The organism is Psychroflexus sp. S27, assembly GCF_002810405.1.
GTDB lineage: Bacteria > Bacteroidota > Bacteroidia > Flavobacteriales > Flavobacteriaceae > Psychroflexus > Psychroflexus halocasei_A.
Genome location: NZ_NEXQ01000022.1, coordinates 60524 through 76253 on the forward strand (window position 1 = coordinate 60524; position 15730 = coordinate 76253).

Below are 15730 nucleotides of genomic sequence, written 5' to 3' on the forward strand. Positions count from 1 at the left end.
TGATGGGAAATAAACTCGTAGAAGGAAAAGCAGAACCACGTGGTGCATATCCGCACATCAAACGTGTCGGAGATTTTTTATTTATCTCAGGAACAAGTTCTCGCCTACCCGATAATAGCATTGGTGGCGTTCATAAAGTTGATGAAATGGGAAGCCTCACAATCGATATTAAAGAGCAGACAAAAATTGTGCTTGATAATATTAAAGATTATTTGGCTGAAGAAAACGCAACACTTGATGATGTGGTTGATGTAACAACATTTCTTGTCAACATGAATGATTTCGCAGGTTACAATCAGGTTTATGCAGAATATTTTGATGCTGAAAACGGACCGGCTCGCACAACTGTTGCTGTGCATCAATTACCTCATCCACATTTAGTGATCGAAATAAAAGCAATGGCTTATAAACCATTAAAATAAAAAGAGAAAGAGAATGCAAAAGATTTTACATTTTATCAATGGTAAGTTTAAAGCTTCAATTTCTGATAAATGGCTAAATAATTACAATCCTGCTGAAGGGAAAGTTTATAGCCAAATCGCTGATGCTGACGAACAAGATGTTGAATTGGCTTATCAAGCAGCAAAGAATGCATTTAAAGATTGGTCTAAGACAAGCATTGAAAACCGCAGTAAAATCTTAATGAAAATCGCAGATCTCATCGATGAGAATTTCGAAAAACTAGCGCAAGCTGAATCTATTGATAATGGGAAACCATTAAACTTAGCCAAAGCTGTTGACATCCCACGTGCTGCTGCAAACTTTAGATTTTATGCAAATGCCATTACACAATTTAGCGGAAAAGCATATGAAAGTCAGGGTTTAAACACGCAAAACATCACACTCAATCAAGCCATTGGTGTTGTGGGTTGCATCTCTCCTTGGAACTTGCCTCTGTATTTATTTTCTTGGAAAATTGCGCCAGCTTTAGCGGCTGGAAATACTGTTGTGGCAAAACCTAGTGAAATCACACCAATGACGGCTTTTATGCTTGCTGATATTTGTCAGAAAGCAGGTTTGCCTAATGGCGTTCTCAATATCGTTCATGGTCGCGGACAAACAGCTGGGCAAGCCATTGTTGCGCATCCTGATATTAAAGCGATTAGTTTTACAGGTGGCACGGCTACAGGTCAGCATATTGCCAAGACAACGGCGCCGATGTTTAAAAAATTATCCCTCGAACTTGGTGGTAAAAATCCAAACTTAATTTTTGCTGACTGCGATTACGACAAAATGTTGGCTACAACCGTCAAATCATCATTTGCCAATCAAGGACAGATTTGTTTATGCGGTAGCCGAATTTATGTTGAAGACAAAATCTACGACAAATTCAAAACAGATTTTATCAAAAAAACAAAAGCCTTAAAAATTGGTTATCCTTTAGATAAATCAACAAATTTTGGTGCACTTGTTTCAAAAGAACATCTAGATAAAGTAGCCTCATATATTGAAATCGCTAAAGAAGAAGGTGCTAAAGTTTTAGCAGGCGGACAAAAAGTAAAAGTTGAAAACTTTGAAAAGGGTTATTATTTTGAACCCACAATTTTAGAAGTCAAAGACAATCAATGTCGCGTTAATCAAGAAGAAATTTTTGGCCCTGTGGTGAGCCTCATGAAATTTTCATCAGATAATGAAGCACTTCAACTGGCAAATGAAACCAAATACGGACTTTCAGCGACTGTATGGACAAACAACCTCAACAGAAGTATGCGTTTTTCAAAAGAAATCAATGCAGGCATTGTATGGATAAACACTTGGCTTAATCGTGATTTAAGAACACCTTTTGGCGGCATTAAGCAAAGTGGTGTTGGCCGTGAAGGCGGTTTTGATGCCCTAAAGTTCTTTACGGAACAAAAAAATATTTGTATCACTTATGAATAAAATAGAAATGAATATATCTTTTAAAAATAAAAATGCACTACTATGCGGAAGTACAGCCGGAATTGGCAAAGCAACTGCTGAAATAATGGCAAAACTAGGTGCTAATATCACTTTAGTTGCAAGAGATGAAGACAAGTTGAAAGACACTTTGAATTCACTATCGCAAGACGACAATCAAGAACATGATTATCTCGTCGCTGATTTTTCAAATCCAGAAGAATTAAGAGAAAAAATCAATCATAAAGTTGAAAACAAAACTTTTCATATTTTATTAAATAATACTGGCGGCCCTAAAGGCGGTGCTATTTATGAAGCTGGAACAGATGAGTTCGACAAAGCTTTCAAAATGCATGTGATTTGCAATCAAATATTGGCACAAGCCGCTGTTCCTGGCATGAAAAAAGATAATTATGGCCGAATTATCAATATTATCTCAACATCCGTCAAACAGCCTATAGACGGACTTGGCGTCAGTAACACCATACGTGGCGCTGTTGCAAGCTGGAGTAAAACCATGGCAAACGAACTTGGTCAATTTGGGATTACTGTCAACAATGTTTTACCTGGATTTACAGCCACAGGACGTTTAGATAGCATCATTTCCAACAAAGCAAAAAAGAACCAAAAGTCTGAAGAAGAAACCGCAGAAATGATGAAATCGCTCGTGCCTGCCAAACGCTTCGGTCAGCCTGAAGAAGTTGCACAAGCTGTTGTTTTTCTCTCTTCTGAACTTGCCGGTTACATCAATGGTATCAATTTACCTGTTGATGGCGGTCGTACAAAAACATTATAATATTCTCACTTAAACTTCATCAAAATGTCACGTAAACTTCGTATCAATGGTCATTCGCATTTATTGCCTTATCCTGAGGAAATTCCTGATTTTATGCGTGAAAAAGAAATCTTCTGGATAGATAAGGATAAAAAATATATGCTTCAAAAAAACTGGAAGCGACCAGTCACAGATTCTAGTTTTTTCCTTAACGAAAAATTGGAATGGATGGAGCGCTATAAAATTGACCATGCCGTTGTGCTGAATTTATCACAACTTTATGGCAACGGCTTGCGCGTGGAAGAGATGAAAAAAGCTTTACGTTTTCAAAATGACTTTAATGCCAATGTTCAACAAAAACATCCTGATAAATTTACATGTGGTTTTGTTGTGCATCCTGCTTTTGTCAGAAGTGCTTTATGGGAAATTGAACGCTGTGTTGAAGAATTAGATTTAAAACTTCTTTGCCTACCAACGCATTATATGGACAGTATAGGAACTTGGCGTTGTATTTTTGATGAAGAAAACGAACCTATTTTTGAACTTGCCAGCAAGTATAATCTCGCCGTAGAAATTCATCCTTATGATGGTGAAAAATTTATAAAATTAGAAAATACGGCTTGGCGTTTTCACCTCATCTGGATGTTGGCCCAATGTGCAGATGCTTACCATTTTTTAACCTTGAATGGTTATCCTGATAAATACCCGAATATGCGTGTTTGTTTTGCTCATGGCGGACAGTTGGCTCAAATCAATCTCGGCCGTCGCATCCAAGGTTTTGATGGCAGGCCTGATTTATTTGAAGGAAAAACACACCCAAGAAAATCAGTTGGTCATAAAAATATCTTTTTTGATACTTTAGTTCACGATACAAGATCATTACAGTTGTTACTTGAAAATCAAAAAAGCAAGCAGATCATCGCAGGTCTTGATGATCCTTATCCTTTGGGAGAGATGGAAAGTGAACCTCAGTCTTCATATCCAGGAAAAATATTAGATTTGGCTTTAGAAGAAAAAATTATCACCTCAACTGAAAAAGATGAAATTTGGGAAGATAATGTGCTTCAATGGCTTTTTGGTGATGATGAAAAAGCAAAAAAAGAACTTATCAATAAAATTTTGAGCTAATGGATTTCTTAGACGATGACCTTCTTGATTATGTCACTTCTCATTCTGAAGATGAGCCTCAACTTTTAAAAGAATTAAACAGAGAAACTTGGCAGAAAGTCTTACAACCCAGAATGCTAAGCGGTCATTATCAAGGTCGTTTACTCAGTTTAATTTCTAAATTATGTCAGCCCAAATCAATTTTAGAAATTGGGACTTACACAGGTTATTCAGCATTGAGTTTAGCTGAAGGTTTGGCTAAAGATGGCGTTTTGCATACGATTGATAGAAATGAAGAATTACACGATTTACAACGTAAGTATTTTGATAAAAGTGATTTTTCAGATCAAATAAAGCAATACGTTGGCGATGCCAAAAAAGTGATTCCTAAAATATCTGGAAACTTTGATCTGGCTTTTATTGATGCAGATAAAAGTTCATACCCCAAGTATTTTGAACTCATCGTTGATAGATTAAATCCAGGAGGCCTCATTTTATCAGACAATGTTTTGTGGAGCGGTAAAGTGATTGAAAAACTTGATCCAAAAGATAAAGACACAAAAGCTTTACTTGAATACAATAAAATTTTAAAAGATGACAAACGCGTAGAAACAGTTATTTTGCCAATTCGTGATGGCTTAACGCTATCGAGAAAAGTTTAAGAAGCTGTATTTTTTAAAGTATTATTATGGTTTAGAAAGCGATTTTATTCTGAGGCTAAAATTTGTATTTTAATTCTACTAGAAAAGTTCGAGGTAAAGTAAAAACCTGATTTGTCAGTAGTAAATTATTAGCAAATGTATTTCTAGTGATGACTCCATTATCAAATATATTTCTAAAATTTAAGCTATAAGATAACTTAGTATTTGGTTTAGAGTATCCTAAATAAAGATTTTGTAATGTATAATTCTGTGTATCATCATTGAAATCATTAACGAAGCTTGTTGAAAAATCTGTTTTAAAAATAAAGTTTTTTAAGAACCTCGTATCAAAGTCTAAAGAAATAATATTCTCATTGAATTTAGAGTCAATGTCAGATAAGACTTGAGTTCCAAGATGCTTATAACTTAGACTCAATTGCGTGCGTTTACTCAATTTCAATAACCATTTACTGCTTAAGCTGTACTCAAATGAATTAATCTTATCTATCTCTTCATTGATAATTTGGTTATTTTTAAACCATTCTAAATATACATCAAATTCAAAACTGGTTTTATTAAATATTAATCCATAATTAGTATTTAAACTTAAATTTTCTTCAGCCGAGTTTAATATAACAGGTGTGTTTAAACGATTGATACCACTTTGTATAATATTATTATTTTCAGTAGGATTATTTAAACTATAATCCAAAGTGACATCGATAAAATAACTATCCATGTTTTCATAATCACTATAGTAAAGACTAAAATTGTGAGAGCGTACATCAGTTAAATTAGGGTTCCCTTGCAATACAGAATTAAAACCAGTCAATTTTAGATTTTCTAAATAACTGAAATCATTTAAGTATCTATTCGTATAGTCGTAATTAAATTTTAAACTTACATCATCTTTTATTTTGAAGTCAATATCTAATTTAGGTTCTATAAACAAATCAGTGCTTTCAACTAAGGCTCGCTTGAAGTTATAATAATGTGGCTTAGCTTCTATGAAAAATTCAAATTTACCTAATTGAGTTTTAATCCCTATTCCAGCATTAAAATCAATAAGCTTTTGAAGGTTATTGTTACCTATTTCAGTAAAATCTATAGCTTCATCGTCGCTCAAAATTTGACTGATATCATTTCTTATAGTAGAATTTTTATGATTTAAACCCACATTAAAAAACAAATGAAAATACCTGTTTGTAATCCAGTAATCCTTTATGAGAAAATTAAAATTTTCAGATCTTATTTTATTTTTCTGTTTTATCTGATAATCATCTGCTTCATTAAGTGGCAGAAATTCTTCCAAAAAAATGTTATTGCTTAACCATCGATCTGTTGAATTTGAATTCGTTATATTATGCTGAAAAGCCAAGCCCATAGTATGCTTGTCATTTAGTCTAAAATAACCTTCAATATTTTGTGAAAAACTATTTCTTTTACCATCTACATCCGTTAAAAATTCATTGTTGTTTTCCGAACTTGATATTGATTGCTTTGAAAAACCTGAATTATTATGAAGATAGTTTACATTATATTTCCATTTTTGACGAGTATTTGGATTATAATCAAGTTTAAAATTGAACATCGCAGAAATTTTATCTGTATCTCCTAAATCATCTCTACTCTCAATAATAGGCTCATTCCCTAGATACTCTCGTGTGGAAATAGCTTTTTCTACAATATCGTTATTTGAGTAAATAGCATATCCAGAAACTGTAAACTTATCATTGAATTCTTTCTGAACATTTAAAGCTGAGAATCTTGTCGTCGACTTATAACGTTCATTATTACTTGATGCAAAAGACATTAAATTGTTCGATAAATTATTGCGCTTGAACAAATTACTTGAACCACCAACCAACCTTGATAAATCACTAAAAGTTATACTGCTATTATTGAAGTTATTAATATCACCTATAAAACTAAAGTTTGATTTAGGGTTATACTTGAACAAAGCAGGATGTATTCTATAATATTCATCTAAACCTATTCCTACTTCAATATCTCCAAATGCAAAATTTTTTTTATCTTCTTTTAAAACGACATTCAAAGCTAAATCTTCATTATCGGCTAAGTTTCTTAATAATTCTGATTCTTTATAATCAGAAATAATTTCAATCTTATCCATAACATCTGCAGGAATATTTTCGATAGCCAATTTTGTACTCCCATCAAAAAACAACTTCCCTTCTACCAGCAATTTGGTGACAGCCTTGCCCTGAATTTTAATAACGTTATCTTCAACCTTAATACCAGGCAATTTAGCCAAGACATCCTCCATTTTAAACTCATTACCATTGGTGAAAGATTTGAGATTATAAGTAATGGTGTCCTTACTTTTCTTTATGGGCTCGTATTTATAGTTGATAACAACTTCATCTAAACTTTCATTTTTAGCATTTAGCTCAATGTTATAGTCAGATTTACTATCAGAGAAGAGAACTGTTTTATTAATGGTTTCATAACCTAAATGTGAAATATTGAGCTCATAAGTTACATCCTTTTCTAGCACAAGTTTAAAAAAGCCTTGGCTGTCAGAAATTGTATATTTTACTTTGTGATGATTTTGCTGAGGCTTAGCAATTAAAGAAACATTATTTATGGTTTTTTTTAGGCTATCCACTATTTTACCACTAACTGTCAAGGTATTATCTTGAGCCATGGCGGTAATAGTAAAAAAAAGCAAAAAGCTTATTGCTAATGTGTTTTTTAAATTCATTAATTATATAAAATGTTAACAGCATTAATCTTTACGCCAACGCTTTTCATCCTCAGCAGCAAGTTTTTCAAATTCTTCTTCAGTAATAAGTTTTTTTCGTTTTAATCTAGGTATTTCGTTTTCTTTATTTTTTTGTTCCTTATCAAAAAATTTAATTTTTTTAACGCCATAAGTATAGTCATCACTTTGTAGTTCAATGATCAGCCCAGGTAAATCGCCAAAACCTGCAGGACCAAAACTATAAGGCAGTTGAGGCGTGTACCAAGCTGTAAAACTGTGGTTAAAAGCTTTTCCTTTAGGATTTGTTGTCGTGTACGAAGTGGTCGCTTTAAAACAAGTATAATCTCCAATGACTTTAGTCTCGTCTTGCAATTCCCATTCATGATAAGGTCGAGACACCAAAAACTCCCCAAAGCTTTCTTGTAGTTCTTCAGTAATATAATTATGAGGTTGTTGTTTGATTCTGCCATAATAGCCTGATTTACGTATTGCAAAACTAGCTGCCCTATTATCTGAAAACAGCTTTTTTTCTAAATAAAAAACTGAAATGGAGTCATTTAGAATTAAAGAAAAATCAAGTTCCGATGCTATTGATTCTGCTTCAGCAACCAATCCTGGTCTATATTTCTCGTAAACTTCATAAATCTTTTTACTTTTATCAAAATGTATGTTTATTACATAACTAACTTTAGCTTTAGCATATTGTAGTTTAGATTGACAAAAACCTATTTTACTTATTATTAATAATAATACTAATATAAATAGCTTATTTATTTTCATAATTAATTATGTCATTTTTAAGAATTCAACTTATCTTCAGTATATTTTTCATTTAATTTTTGAAAAACTGTATAACAAATACTTCCGAAAATTAAGCCAACAGTTCCTCCTACTAAAATGTCACTTGGATAATGCACCCCAACAAAAATACGGCTTGTTGCGAAAATCAATGGAAATAAAAACACGAGTTTCGCCCATTGGCTTTTAGTTCTAAAAACCATATAAAAAAATATTGCAGCCGCTGTGGAGGTAGAAGCATGCCCTGAAAAAAAGGAAAAGCCAGTGGGCTCATACAATACATTTACCTGCTGTATCAGCTGTTCGTTAAATAATGGTCTAGGTCTTTCCACTATTACTTTGACAATATAAGTGATGGCATAAACTCCCCAAAATGATGTAATGATTCCTGCTGAATAAATAAGAGCCGTTTTACGCTTGAAAGTCACAAAAAACAAAACAAAAAACAAAACAAATAAAGGAGACCAAAATAATGGTTTGGTCACAAGAGCCCAAAAATGATTACTGATATCTGAAGTTAAATTGTTTAGTAAAAGAAAAAGACTTTCATCTAATTCTTGTAAGCGTATTGTCATTTAGAATTTTCTTTTAATTGGACCTGTCACTTCCTCAATATCATCTTTAACTTTATCGGCATGTGATTGAAGAGATTCTTTCTCTTGGTTGAGTTGCTTCTTCCCTTCTTCAAACTCTTTTTTGATATCGAAGTTCAGTTCACTTTCATCAGTATATTTCGTGATTTCATATTTGATTTCATCTGTTGCATGACGAAATGACTTCATTGTTTTCCCAACAAATCTTGCGATCTCAGGAATCTTGTCCGCACCAAATACCATCAATAAAATGAAGAGTATAAAAGTTATTTCTGTGCCACTAATAAATAAAGGAAATGTAATCATGCTGCAAATATAAGGAGAATAAAAAATCCGAATGTTAAATAACATCCGGATTTTCTTAAATTTAAAGAAAGACCGTTTTCTCTTCTGTTTTTATTTTGTCCAAACATTGTTTTCTAAGTTGACATCTGCAGTTTCTGCCTTAGGATCAATTTCTATTTTGACAATTTCTTTTAATGATAAAATAGCTTTTGTCACTGCTTTATCATTTTTACGCCACACTTGAACTGGATAACGTTTAATTTCTGAAGTTTCATCAGCATAAGTATATTTCACAATGAGTGGCATCACTAAACCGCCTGGTTTATTAAATGTCACTTCATAAATAAACTTCGGCATCTCAATTTCTTTCATTTCATCTTCTGAATAATACTCTTTTAAATACTCCTGAAGATTCGGTGCATTTTTAAAAGGGTTACCTTCTGTTTTCAAGTTTTTAGATTTATCAGAATCCAAATCAATTAAGTAAACTGAGTTTTTTGTCTTAGGATTTTTATCAGGATTTCTAATACCAAAACGCTTCAAAAGTGCTTTACCTTCTTCAGTTGGCGTACTTGTTAAAACATATCGTGATACGCTTTCTACACCAATATCAACATAATCTGTGGTATAAAACCAACCTCTCCAAAACCAATCTAAATCAACACCAGAAGCATCTTCCATCGTTCTAAAAAAATCTTCAGGCGTTGGGTGTTTAAACATCCAACGTTGAGCATATTCTTTAAAAGCATAATCAAACAACTCTGGTCCCATCACAGTTTCTCTAAGGATATTGAGCGCTGTGGTTGTTTTGCCGTAAGCATTATTACCAAGTTGTTTAACATTCTCTGGGTTAGTCATAATTGGAACAATATCCTCTTGATCACCCTTCATGTAATTGACAATTTTTGAAGGTTCACCTCTGCGTGAAGGAAATTTATCTAAAGTTTGTTTTTTTCCTTTTAAAATTTCAGGATATTCTTTCCCAAAATTTTGTTCAGTTAAATATTGCAGAAAAGTATTTAAACCTTCATCCATCCAGCCCCATTGGCGTTCGTCACTATTCACAATCATCGGGAAAAAGTTATGACCAGTTTCATGAATAATCACACTCACCATTCCTGTTCTCACTTTATCAGAAATATTCCCATTTTCATCAGGTCGTCCGTGATTCCAAGAAATCATCGGATACTCCATGCCTTGATCTTTGGCATGAACAGCGACGGCTTTGTGATAAGGATAATCAAAGGTATGCTTGCTAAAAGTTTTTAAAGTACTTGCAACTGCTCGTGTTCCCCATTTTTCCCACAGCGCTTTTCCTTCTTTTGGATATAATGAAGCTGCCATGACCTCTTTGTCGCCAATTTTGACATTCATCATATCCCAGATGAATTTTCTTGAACTTGCAAAAGCAAAATCTCTGACGTTTTCAGCTTTATATTCCCAGGTTTTTGTGCGTCTTGACATATTTTTCTCTGCATCAATCGCTTCTTCTTCATTAACGATAACAACTGGCTCGTCAAAAGATTTTTTAGCTTCTTCAAAACGTTCCATCATTGTTCTAGAAAAAACTTTTTTTCGATTTTGTAGCTCACCAGTGGCATCCATAATGTGATCAGAAGGAACTGTAATTTTCACATCGTAGTTACCGAACGGAAGCGCATATTCGCCTGCTCCCCAGAACTGATAATTTTGCCAACCTTCTTTATCGTTATAAACTGCCATGCGTGGAAAAAATTGAGCAATAACATAAGCTCTATTGTCATCTTTTTCAAAGTATTCATAACCGGAGCGATCATTATTAATCGTATGATCGATAAGTTTGTAATTCCATTTAATTGAAAATTCAAAAGACTCTCCTGATTTGAGAGGTTCAGGTAGTTCAACACGCATCATTGTAAAATTAATGATGTAATCTAAATCTTGACCATTTTGTTTGACATACTCAATATTAAAACCACCGTCAAATTCTTTTGGCATGTGCTGTGACGCAAAAGATTCTACTTTAGTAATAGGCGCAAAGCTACTCGAGTTTCTGTCGTGAGCTTTGCTATCTTTTGAACGCACATTCTGATCTAATTGCACCCATAAGTATCTTAATTGATCTGGTGAATTATTTGTGTAAGTAATTGTTTCTTCACCATAGATTTCAGCTTTCTCATCATCTAAGGTGATGTCCATCACATAATCAGCTGTGTTTTGGTAATAAGCATGACCTGGCGCTCCAGATGCGGTGCGATATATATTTGGTGTTGCAAACTCATCATAGAGTTGTCTGAATTTATTTTGGTTTGTGTGTCCTTCTTCATCTTTGTTATAAAAAGATTTTTGTTGCGCAAAACCCATTTGACCTAAAGTCAGAAAAATGATAAATAGATTTAAGAAATTCTTTTTTTGCATCATAAAAATGTGTTTTATCTGAATTTGTTTGAAATTATGCTGTGGATCATTTAATTTTTTTTGCATAAAGCTTATTAAAAACCCTCAATTTACGGCACAAAAATACAAAAATTCAATCTTATAATTGAAAAGATAGAGATTGAGATTTTGATTAAATATAAAGGAATTGATACTTAATTGAAAACCTCTCATTAAGCCCTAAAAAACTATATTTAATAATTTTTAGTATTGTAAGCTTCTGCTTTTTGTTCGATTTCATTAAAAGCAGCTAATTTATCATTGCGAAAAGTTTCGATGAAACTTTGATCTTCCATGCAGAAATAAATAAAATCATCTACGGAAGATGTGTCTATTTTTAAGTTTTTGACGATAAACTCAGTTTTAAAATACGCAAGTAATTTTTCCTTTTGTTTTTCAATTTTGAGAATATTTTGATAACGTTCAAGCTTTTTAATATCGCCGTTGAGACTCATGATGATGTATTCCAATGGAACTGCGAACCCAAAACCAACACTTACACGCTTCACACGCTTAAGCTCACTTGTCGGATAATCAAGTCGGCGCGGTATGCTAAAACCAAGAGCTTCTTGTGCTAAATGATACGTTGGCACTTGAATAACATCTTGACCAAGTTCTCCAGACAAATCATAGGCGTTAACAACAACTTCAGGCAACTCATTAATTTGTCTTTTCAATTTGATTTTAACAGGTTCTTCTAAAGTTGAATTGGTGACAACCAAACTCTGAAATTCATGCACAAGTGATGAAAAAACAATGCTGTCATTGAGATCGACAGCTAATTTAAACGTCCCGTTTTTGGATGTTAGCGTTCCTGTTTCCTGAGTAATATTAACGATATTTATTTGGTAATGTTGAATTGAATCTGCAATGATTTGTCCGCGCAAATATCTCTGTTGTGCCAAACCTGAAACAGCAATAAACAAACATAAAACAAGTAAAAACCTACTCTTCATGAGGAATCAAGTTATATTTTGATTTTTTAGAAGTCAGACTTATAATAAAGAAAAACTTTACATCAAAAAAAGCATAACTCTGACTAAAGTAATCAAAGTTATGCTAAACTTAAGATTCCTCTAAAAAGATAATCACAAAATATCAAATATCTGGCAACAAAAGATTCTTTTGTTCTAATGATTTCAGAACATCATACAGTTGTATATCAATAGTATCTTTTTTTATCAACTTAAACTTATAAACTCTAAAAGCCTTTTTTTGTATGAATGAGTCTAATAAGGAATCTAAATTTTTATGCTTATCTGTTGCAAAGAAACGCAAATCTTCACCTTGGAAATCTATAGCCATTTTAAGACCTTTACTTAAATTCAAAGTTTCCCAACCCAAAGAATCCTTAGAAAAATGAAATAAAGCTCGATCATCAAAATATCCTGATTCTTTAACCTCTAATTGATAAGTTGGCGTATTAAAAGTCACAGGTGTCGCATCAATTTCAGAATCAATACCATATAATGATATTAAAAATAAGTTTGTTGTGAAATGTAATAAAATTGGCCAAATAATGCCAAAGTTATACCTCAAATACGCATATAAAAAACCTGCACCTATAAAATTAGCAAATAGACTTAGAGATAATAAGCTCGGCTCATAAAATAAAGTTTTAGGACCCGCATGGCTCAAACTAAAAGCCAATGCACTTAATATAATTTGTAATTGTATTCGTTTATTCTTTGAAACTCTCTTAGAATTCAAAAACATAAGACAAGTACTGATAGCCAGAATACTAACAAGTAAAAAATTATATAAAGATTGAAAAGGGCTGAAAACAAAAGATAATAAAAGGATGATGATAATTGCAAAAACAATTTTTTTAGAAATACTTTTTTCATCCTTAAAAATAGGCCATCTGTACATAAACTCTTCAATAGCTGGTACTAAAAGAATCATAAACAGAATAAAATAAATGTTGCTTGAAAAAGCAAGAGCATCAGGTATGTTTTCAGTGTCTTTTGAAAATTTATTTTCAAAACCTGGATAATTAACAAAAATGATTAAAATATAAAATTGAGCCTTCAAAAGAAGGCCCAATAACAAATATGAATTAAATTTATTTGTTTTAAATTTTTCTATTATTCGCATCTGCTCCAAGGTTTACCGTTCTGATCATAACCATAACTCCTACCAGTCCCTGGAGGACAAGGTGACGCTGCACCTGAAACATGCTGCACAATATGCTCAACAGCTTCAGACACTTCACCAATTAATTCTCTAGCACCATCTTTAATATCTTTGATAACTCCTCTAATCCAGTCTCCAAAGCCGTCGGTCTCTCGTACTGGAAGCTCAGGTAATTCAACATCACTAACAAATTTTAAATCTTGAATTATAAATCCATTATTGTCTTTAATATCATATAAAAAAGATTTTTTATCATTCGCTAAGCGTATATTAAACATGACAAATTCATCTCCAGATGTTGTATTTGTAAATTTAACGCCACCCCCTAATTCATTAGTATCGACTATATCATAACTATTATCCTTAATTAATATAGAAGTTTCGAAATGTCCATTATTGTAAACATCTAAATTGTTCTGCGTAGGTTCAAAACTTAAGTTCCCAAATTCTAAATGATAGGGTTTTCCTGTAAATGAAGTTGTTTCCAAATTATTTTCAAAATCATTTTGAAAAATATCATCATTACTACAACTAAAAAAACTAAAAATAGTTACTAAAAAAAATAAATTATAATTTTTCATTTTTAAAAAATTTAAGTTAATACTATTAAAGTTTTGACCAAAAACTGAATCAAACTTAAAAAAAAAATGATTTAACAAAATGTTTTGTAAAAAAAATCACCCCCTTAAGTGTTTTATAAAGATTTAAAAAGTTGAACTAAATTTTCAATCTACTCTTCATGAGGAATCAAGTTATATTTTGATTTTTTGAAAGCTTTAGATTTTTCAATGAGTATCTCGATCATTTTAAGTTTATCCTCTCCCAATATGGCGAGTAATTCGGGATCAGCAGAACAGAAATAAGCAAAATCATCTCTGTAAATCGGATTGATTTTTAAGTGATTTTGCATCAATTCTTCAGTGATATAGGGTCTTAATTTTAGTTGCTTCTTAATTTTATTATTAATTTCAATACGTCTTCTTAACTGTTCCATCTGACCATTAAGCCGCATAATAACTTGCCCTAGGACACCTGTTGTTTGTACAAAATAAATTTCTTGTTGTATTGGTGTCAGTCGTCTGACTGTTCCAAAACCATAGTTCGTTTGATCGATATGGCTCACTTTAATTTTCGGAACATCAATTAAAATATCTCCTGATAAATCATAAGGCTTAAGGACAACTTCTGGTAACTCATTAATCTGTGGCTTTAGATGAATTTTTATAGGCTCTTTCAAGTGTTCTTCATTTACCTTTAAAGCTTTAAACTCATGAATAAGTGAGGAAAAAACAACGCTGTCATTAAGATTGACAGCTAAAACAAAATGTCCATCTTTAGCTGTCGTTGTCCCTGTTTCTTGTGTGATATTTACAATATTAACCTGATAATATTGTATTGAGTCAGCCAATATTTCTCCTCTCAATTCTTTGCTTTGAGAAAAAAGTTGAATACAGTTAAAAATCAGTATTAATGAGAGGAAAAATATTTTCATGCGCTTATTCCTTAAATTCCTCAGATTTAATCATTAGATAACGAACAAGGTCTAGTTCATTTTCTTTCTTGAGTAGTTTTTCAGAAAAATCTTTATCATTAACAGCGAATTCAACAAATCCGTAAACCTGATCTTTCTCTATGCCTAATTGATCTTCAAAAAAACCATCTTCATAAAGTTGTTTTAAGTAACGACTGTCAATTTGACCATTTCCTTTTTTCTTTTTAGATCTATCCTTTGCTATCGCTCTTATAATATTGGCAACGTTTAATCCGTTTTTAACAATTCTTGTTTCTGTCGGATTTTCATCAACAGTTAGGTTTGGTGATGTCGGGTTTTCACCTCTGTAAGATTGAAGAATTTCTCGTGTTGAAGGAATATTTGATTCAACAGCATAAGTGTTCACACGTTCTAAATCAACAGCAATATTTCCATCTAAATCATAAGGTTTAACAACGATTTCCTCAAGTTCATTAATTCCGTATTTAATGGTGATAATAATTTGTTTGCTTCTGATGATTCCTTTATCGACAATCGCCGTAAATGCTTCATATTGCAGCGCATCGATACGTAATCGATCACCTTCAGAAACTCTGATTTCAAATTGTCCTTTGGCATCTGTCAATGTGCCTGATTTTGAATTGAGATTAACAACTTCAATCATTGAAGATGATTCGTCTTTAGGAACATTCACCTGGCCTTTAATCGTCGTACGATTTTGGGCTTGAACTTGAATTGAAAAAACGATAAATAATAAATAGAAATAACGCATTTAATAGGTGGTTTAACTTTATAGTAAATATATTTTAAATATTTAGAAGCAACAGCAAGCTTGCTAATAAACTTTTGTTAAGCTCCTAAAATCTTCTAATTTCGCAATATAAT

Annotated in this window: 15 protein-coding genes; 5 read left to right on the plus strand and 10 right to left on the minus strand. The window is 32.4% G+C overall.

The annotated features are described in order from the left end of the window. The first annotated feature begins 2 nt into the window (after positions 1-2). Genes CAP47_RS05905 through CAP47_RS05925 form a run of 5 tightly spaced genes read left to right on the plus strand, consistent with a single transcriptional unit; the run spans position 3 to position 4422 of the window. Positions 3-422 (plus strand): RidA family protein, encoded by a 420-nt coding sequence (locus CAP47_RS05905; protein WP_100775801.1) that lies wholly within the window; start codon positions 3-5, stop codon positions 420-422. Positions 423-435: 13 nt separating this feature from the next. Continuing rightward, on the plus strand, positions 436-1881 hold the full coding sequence (locus tag CAP47_RS05910) for an aldehyde dehydrogenase (protein ID WP_100775802.1): 1446 nt from the start codon (positions 436-438) through the stop codon (positions 1879-1881). 7 nt (positions 1882-1888) lie between these two features. Next, a complete protein-coding gene (locus CAP47_RS05915) occupies positions 1889-2674 on the plus strand; it encodes an SDR family oxidoreductase (protein ID WP_100775881.1) in 786 nt (261 codons plus the stop codon). A 24-nt stretch (positions 2675-2698) separates the two neighbouring features. Next, complete coding sequence (locus CAP47_RS05920) at positions 2699-3781, plus strand: amidohydrolase family protein (protein WP_100775803.1); 1083 nt, start codon at positions 2699-2701, stop codon at positions 3779-3781. Beyond that, entirely contained in the window at positions 3781-4422 is a 642-nt protein-coding gene (locus tag CAP47_RS05925) for an O-methyltransferase (protein WP_100775804.1), read from the plus strand. The genes CAP47_RS05920 and CAP47_RS05925 overlap by 1 nt, the downstream gene beginning before the upstream one ends. Positions 4423-4477: 55 nt before the next feature. Here the strand turns inward: CAP47_RS05925 and CAP47_RS05930 are convergent, their stop codons facing one another. The 10 genes from CAP47_RS05930 to CAP47_RS05975 all read right to left on the minus strand — a co-directional run bounded on the left by CAP47_RS05930 (position 4478) and on the right by CAP47_RS05975 (position 15617). Continuing rightward, positions 4478-7069, minus strand: a complete 2592-nt coding sequence (locus CAP47_RS05930; protein ID WP_192869948.1) for a carboxypeptidase-like regulatory domain-containing protein — start codon at positions 7067-7069, stop codon at positions 4478-4480. 81 nt (positions 7070-7150) lie between these two features. Further along, positions 7151-7906, minus strand: coding sequence for a GLPGLI family protein (locus CAP47_RS05935; protein WP_100775806.1), 756 nt, complete (start codon positions 7904-7906; stop codon positions 7151-7153). Between the two features lie 17 nt (positions 7907-7923). Next, complete coding sequence (locus tag CAP47_RS05940) at positions 7924-8499, minus strand: phosphatase PAP2 family protein (RefSeq protein WP_093244151.1); 576 nt, start codon at positions 8497-8499, stop codon at positions 7924-7926. Further along, positions 8500-8823, minus strand: a complete 324-nt coding sequence (locus CAP47_RS05945) for a twin-arginine translocase TatA/TatE family subunit (protein ID WP_093244150.1) — start codon at positions 8821-8823, stop codon at positions 8500-8502. Positions 8824-8913: 90 nt separating this feature from the next. Then, positions 8914-11199, minus strand: coding sequence for a M1 family metallopeptidase (locus tag CAP47_RS05950; RefSeq protein ID WP_100775882.1), 2286 nt, complete (start codon positions 11197-11199; stop codon positions 8914-8916). 212 nt (positions 11200-11411) lie between these two features. Then, positions 11412-12173, minus strand: a complete 762-nt coding sequence (locus CAP47_RS05955) for a hypothetical protein (RefSeq protein ID WP_153043496.1) — start codon at positions 12171-12173, stop codon at positions 11412-11414. A gap of 142 nt (positions 12174-12315) precedes the next feature. Beyond that, positions 12316-13314 carry a CPBP family intramembrane glutamic endopeptidase gene (locus CAP47_RS05960; RefSeq protein WP_100775808.1) on the minus strand — a complete coding sequence of 333 codons (999 nt, stop codon included), beginning with the start codon at positions 13312-13314 and terminating at the stop codon, positions 12316-12318. Further along, positions 13305-13841 carry a hypothetical protein gene (locus CAP47_RS05965; protein ID WP_153043497.1) on the minus strand — a complete coding sequence of 179 codons (537 nt, stop codon included), beginning with the start codon at positions 13839-13841 and terminating at the stop codon, positions 13305-13307. Before CAP47_RS05965 ends, CAP47_RS05960 begins: the two co-directional genes overlap by 10 nt. 242 nt (positions 13842-14083) lie before the next feature. Beyond that, a complete protein-coding gene (locus CAP47_RS05970) occupies positions 14084-14845 on the minus strand; it encodes a hypothetical protein (protein ID WP_153043498.1) in 762 nt (253 codons plus the stop codon). A 4-nt stretch (positions 14846-14849) separates the two neighbouring features. After that, positions 14850-15617: a hypothetical protein gene (locus tag CAP47_RS05975; protein ID WP_100775811.1), complete on the minus strand. Its 768-nt coding sequence runs from the start codon at positions 15615-15617 to the stop codon at positions 14850-14852. Positions 15618-15730: the final 113 nt, after the last annotated feature.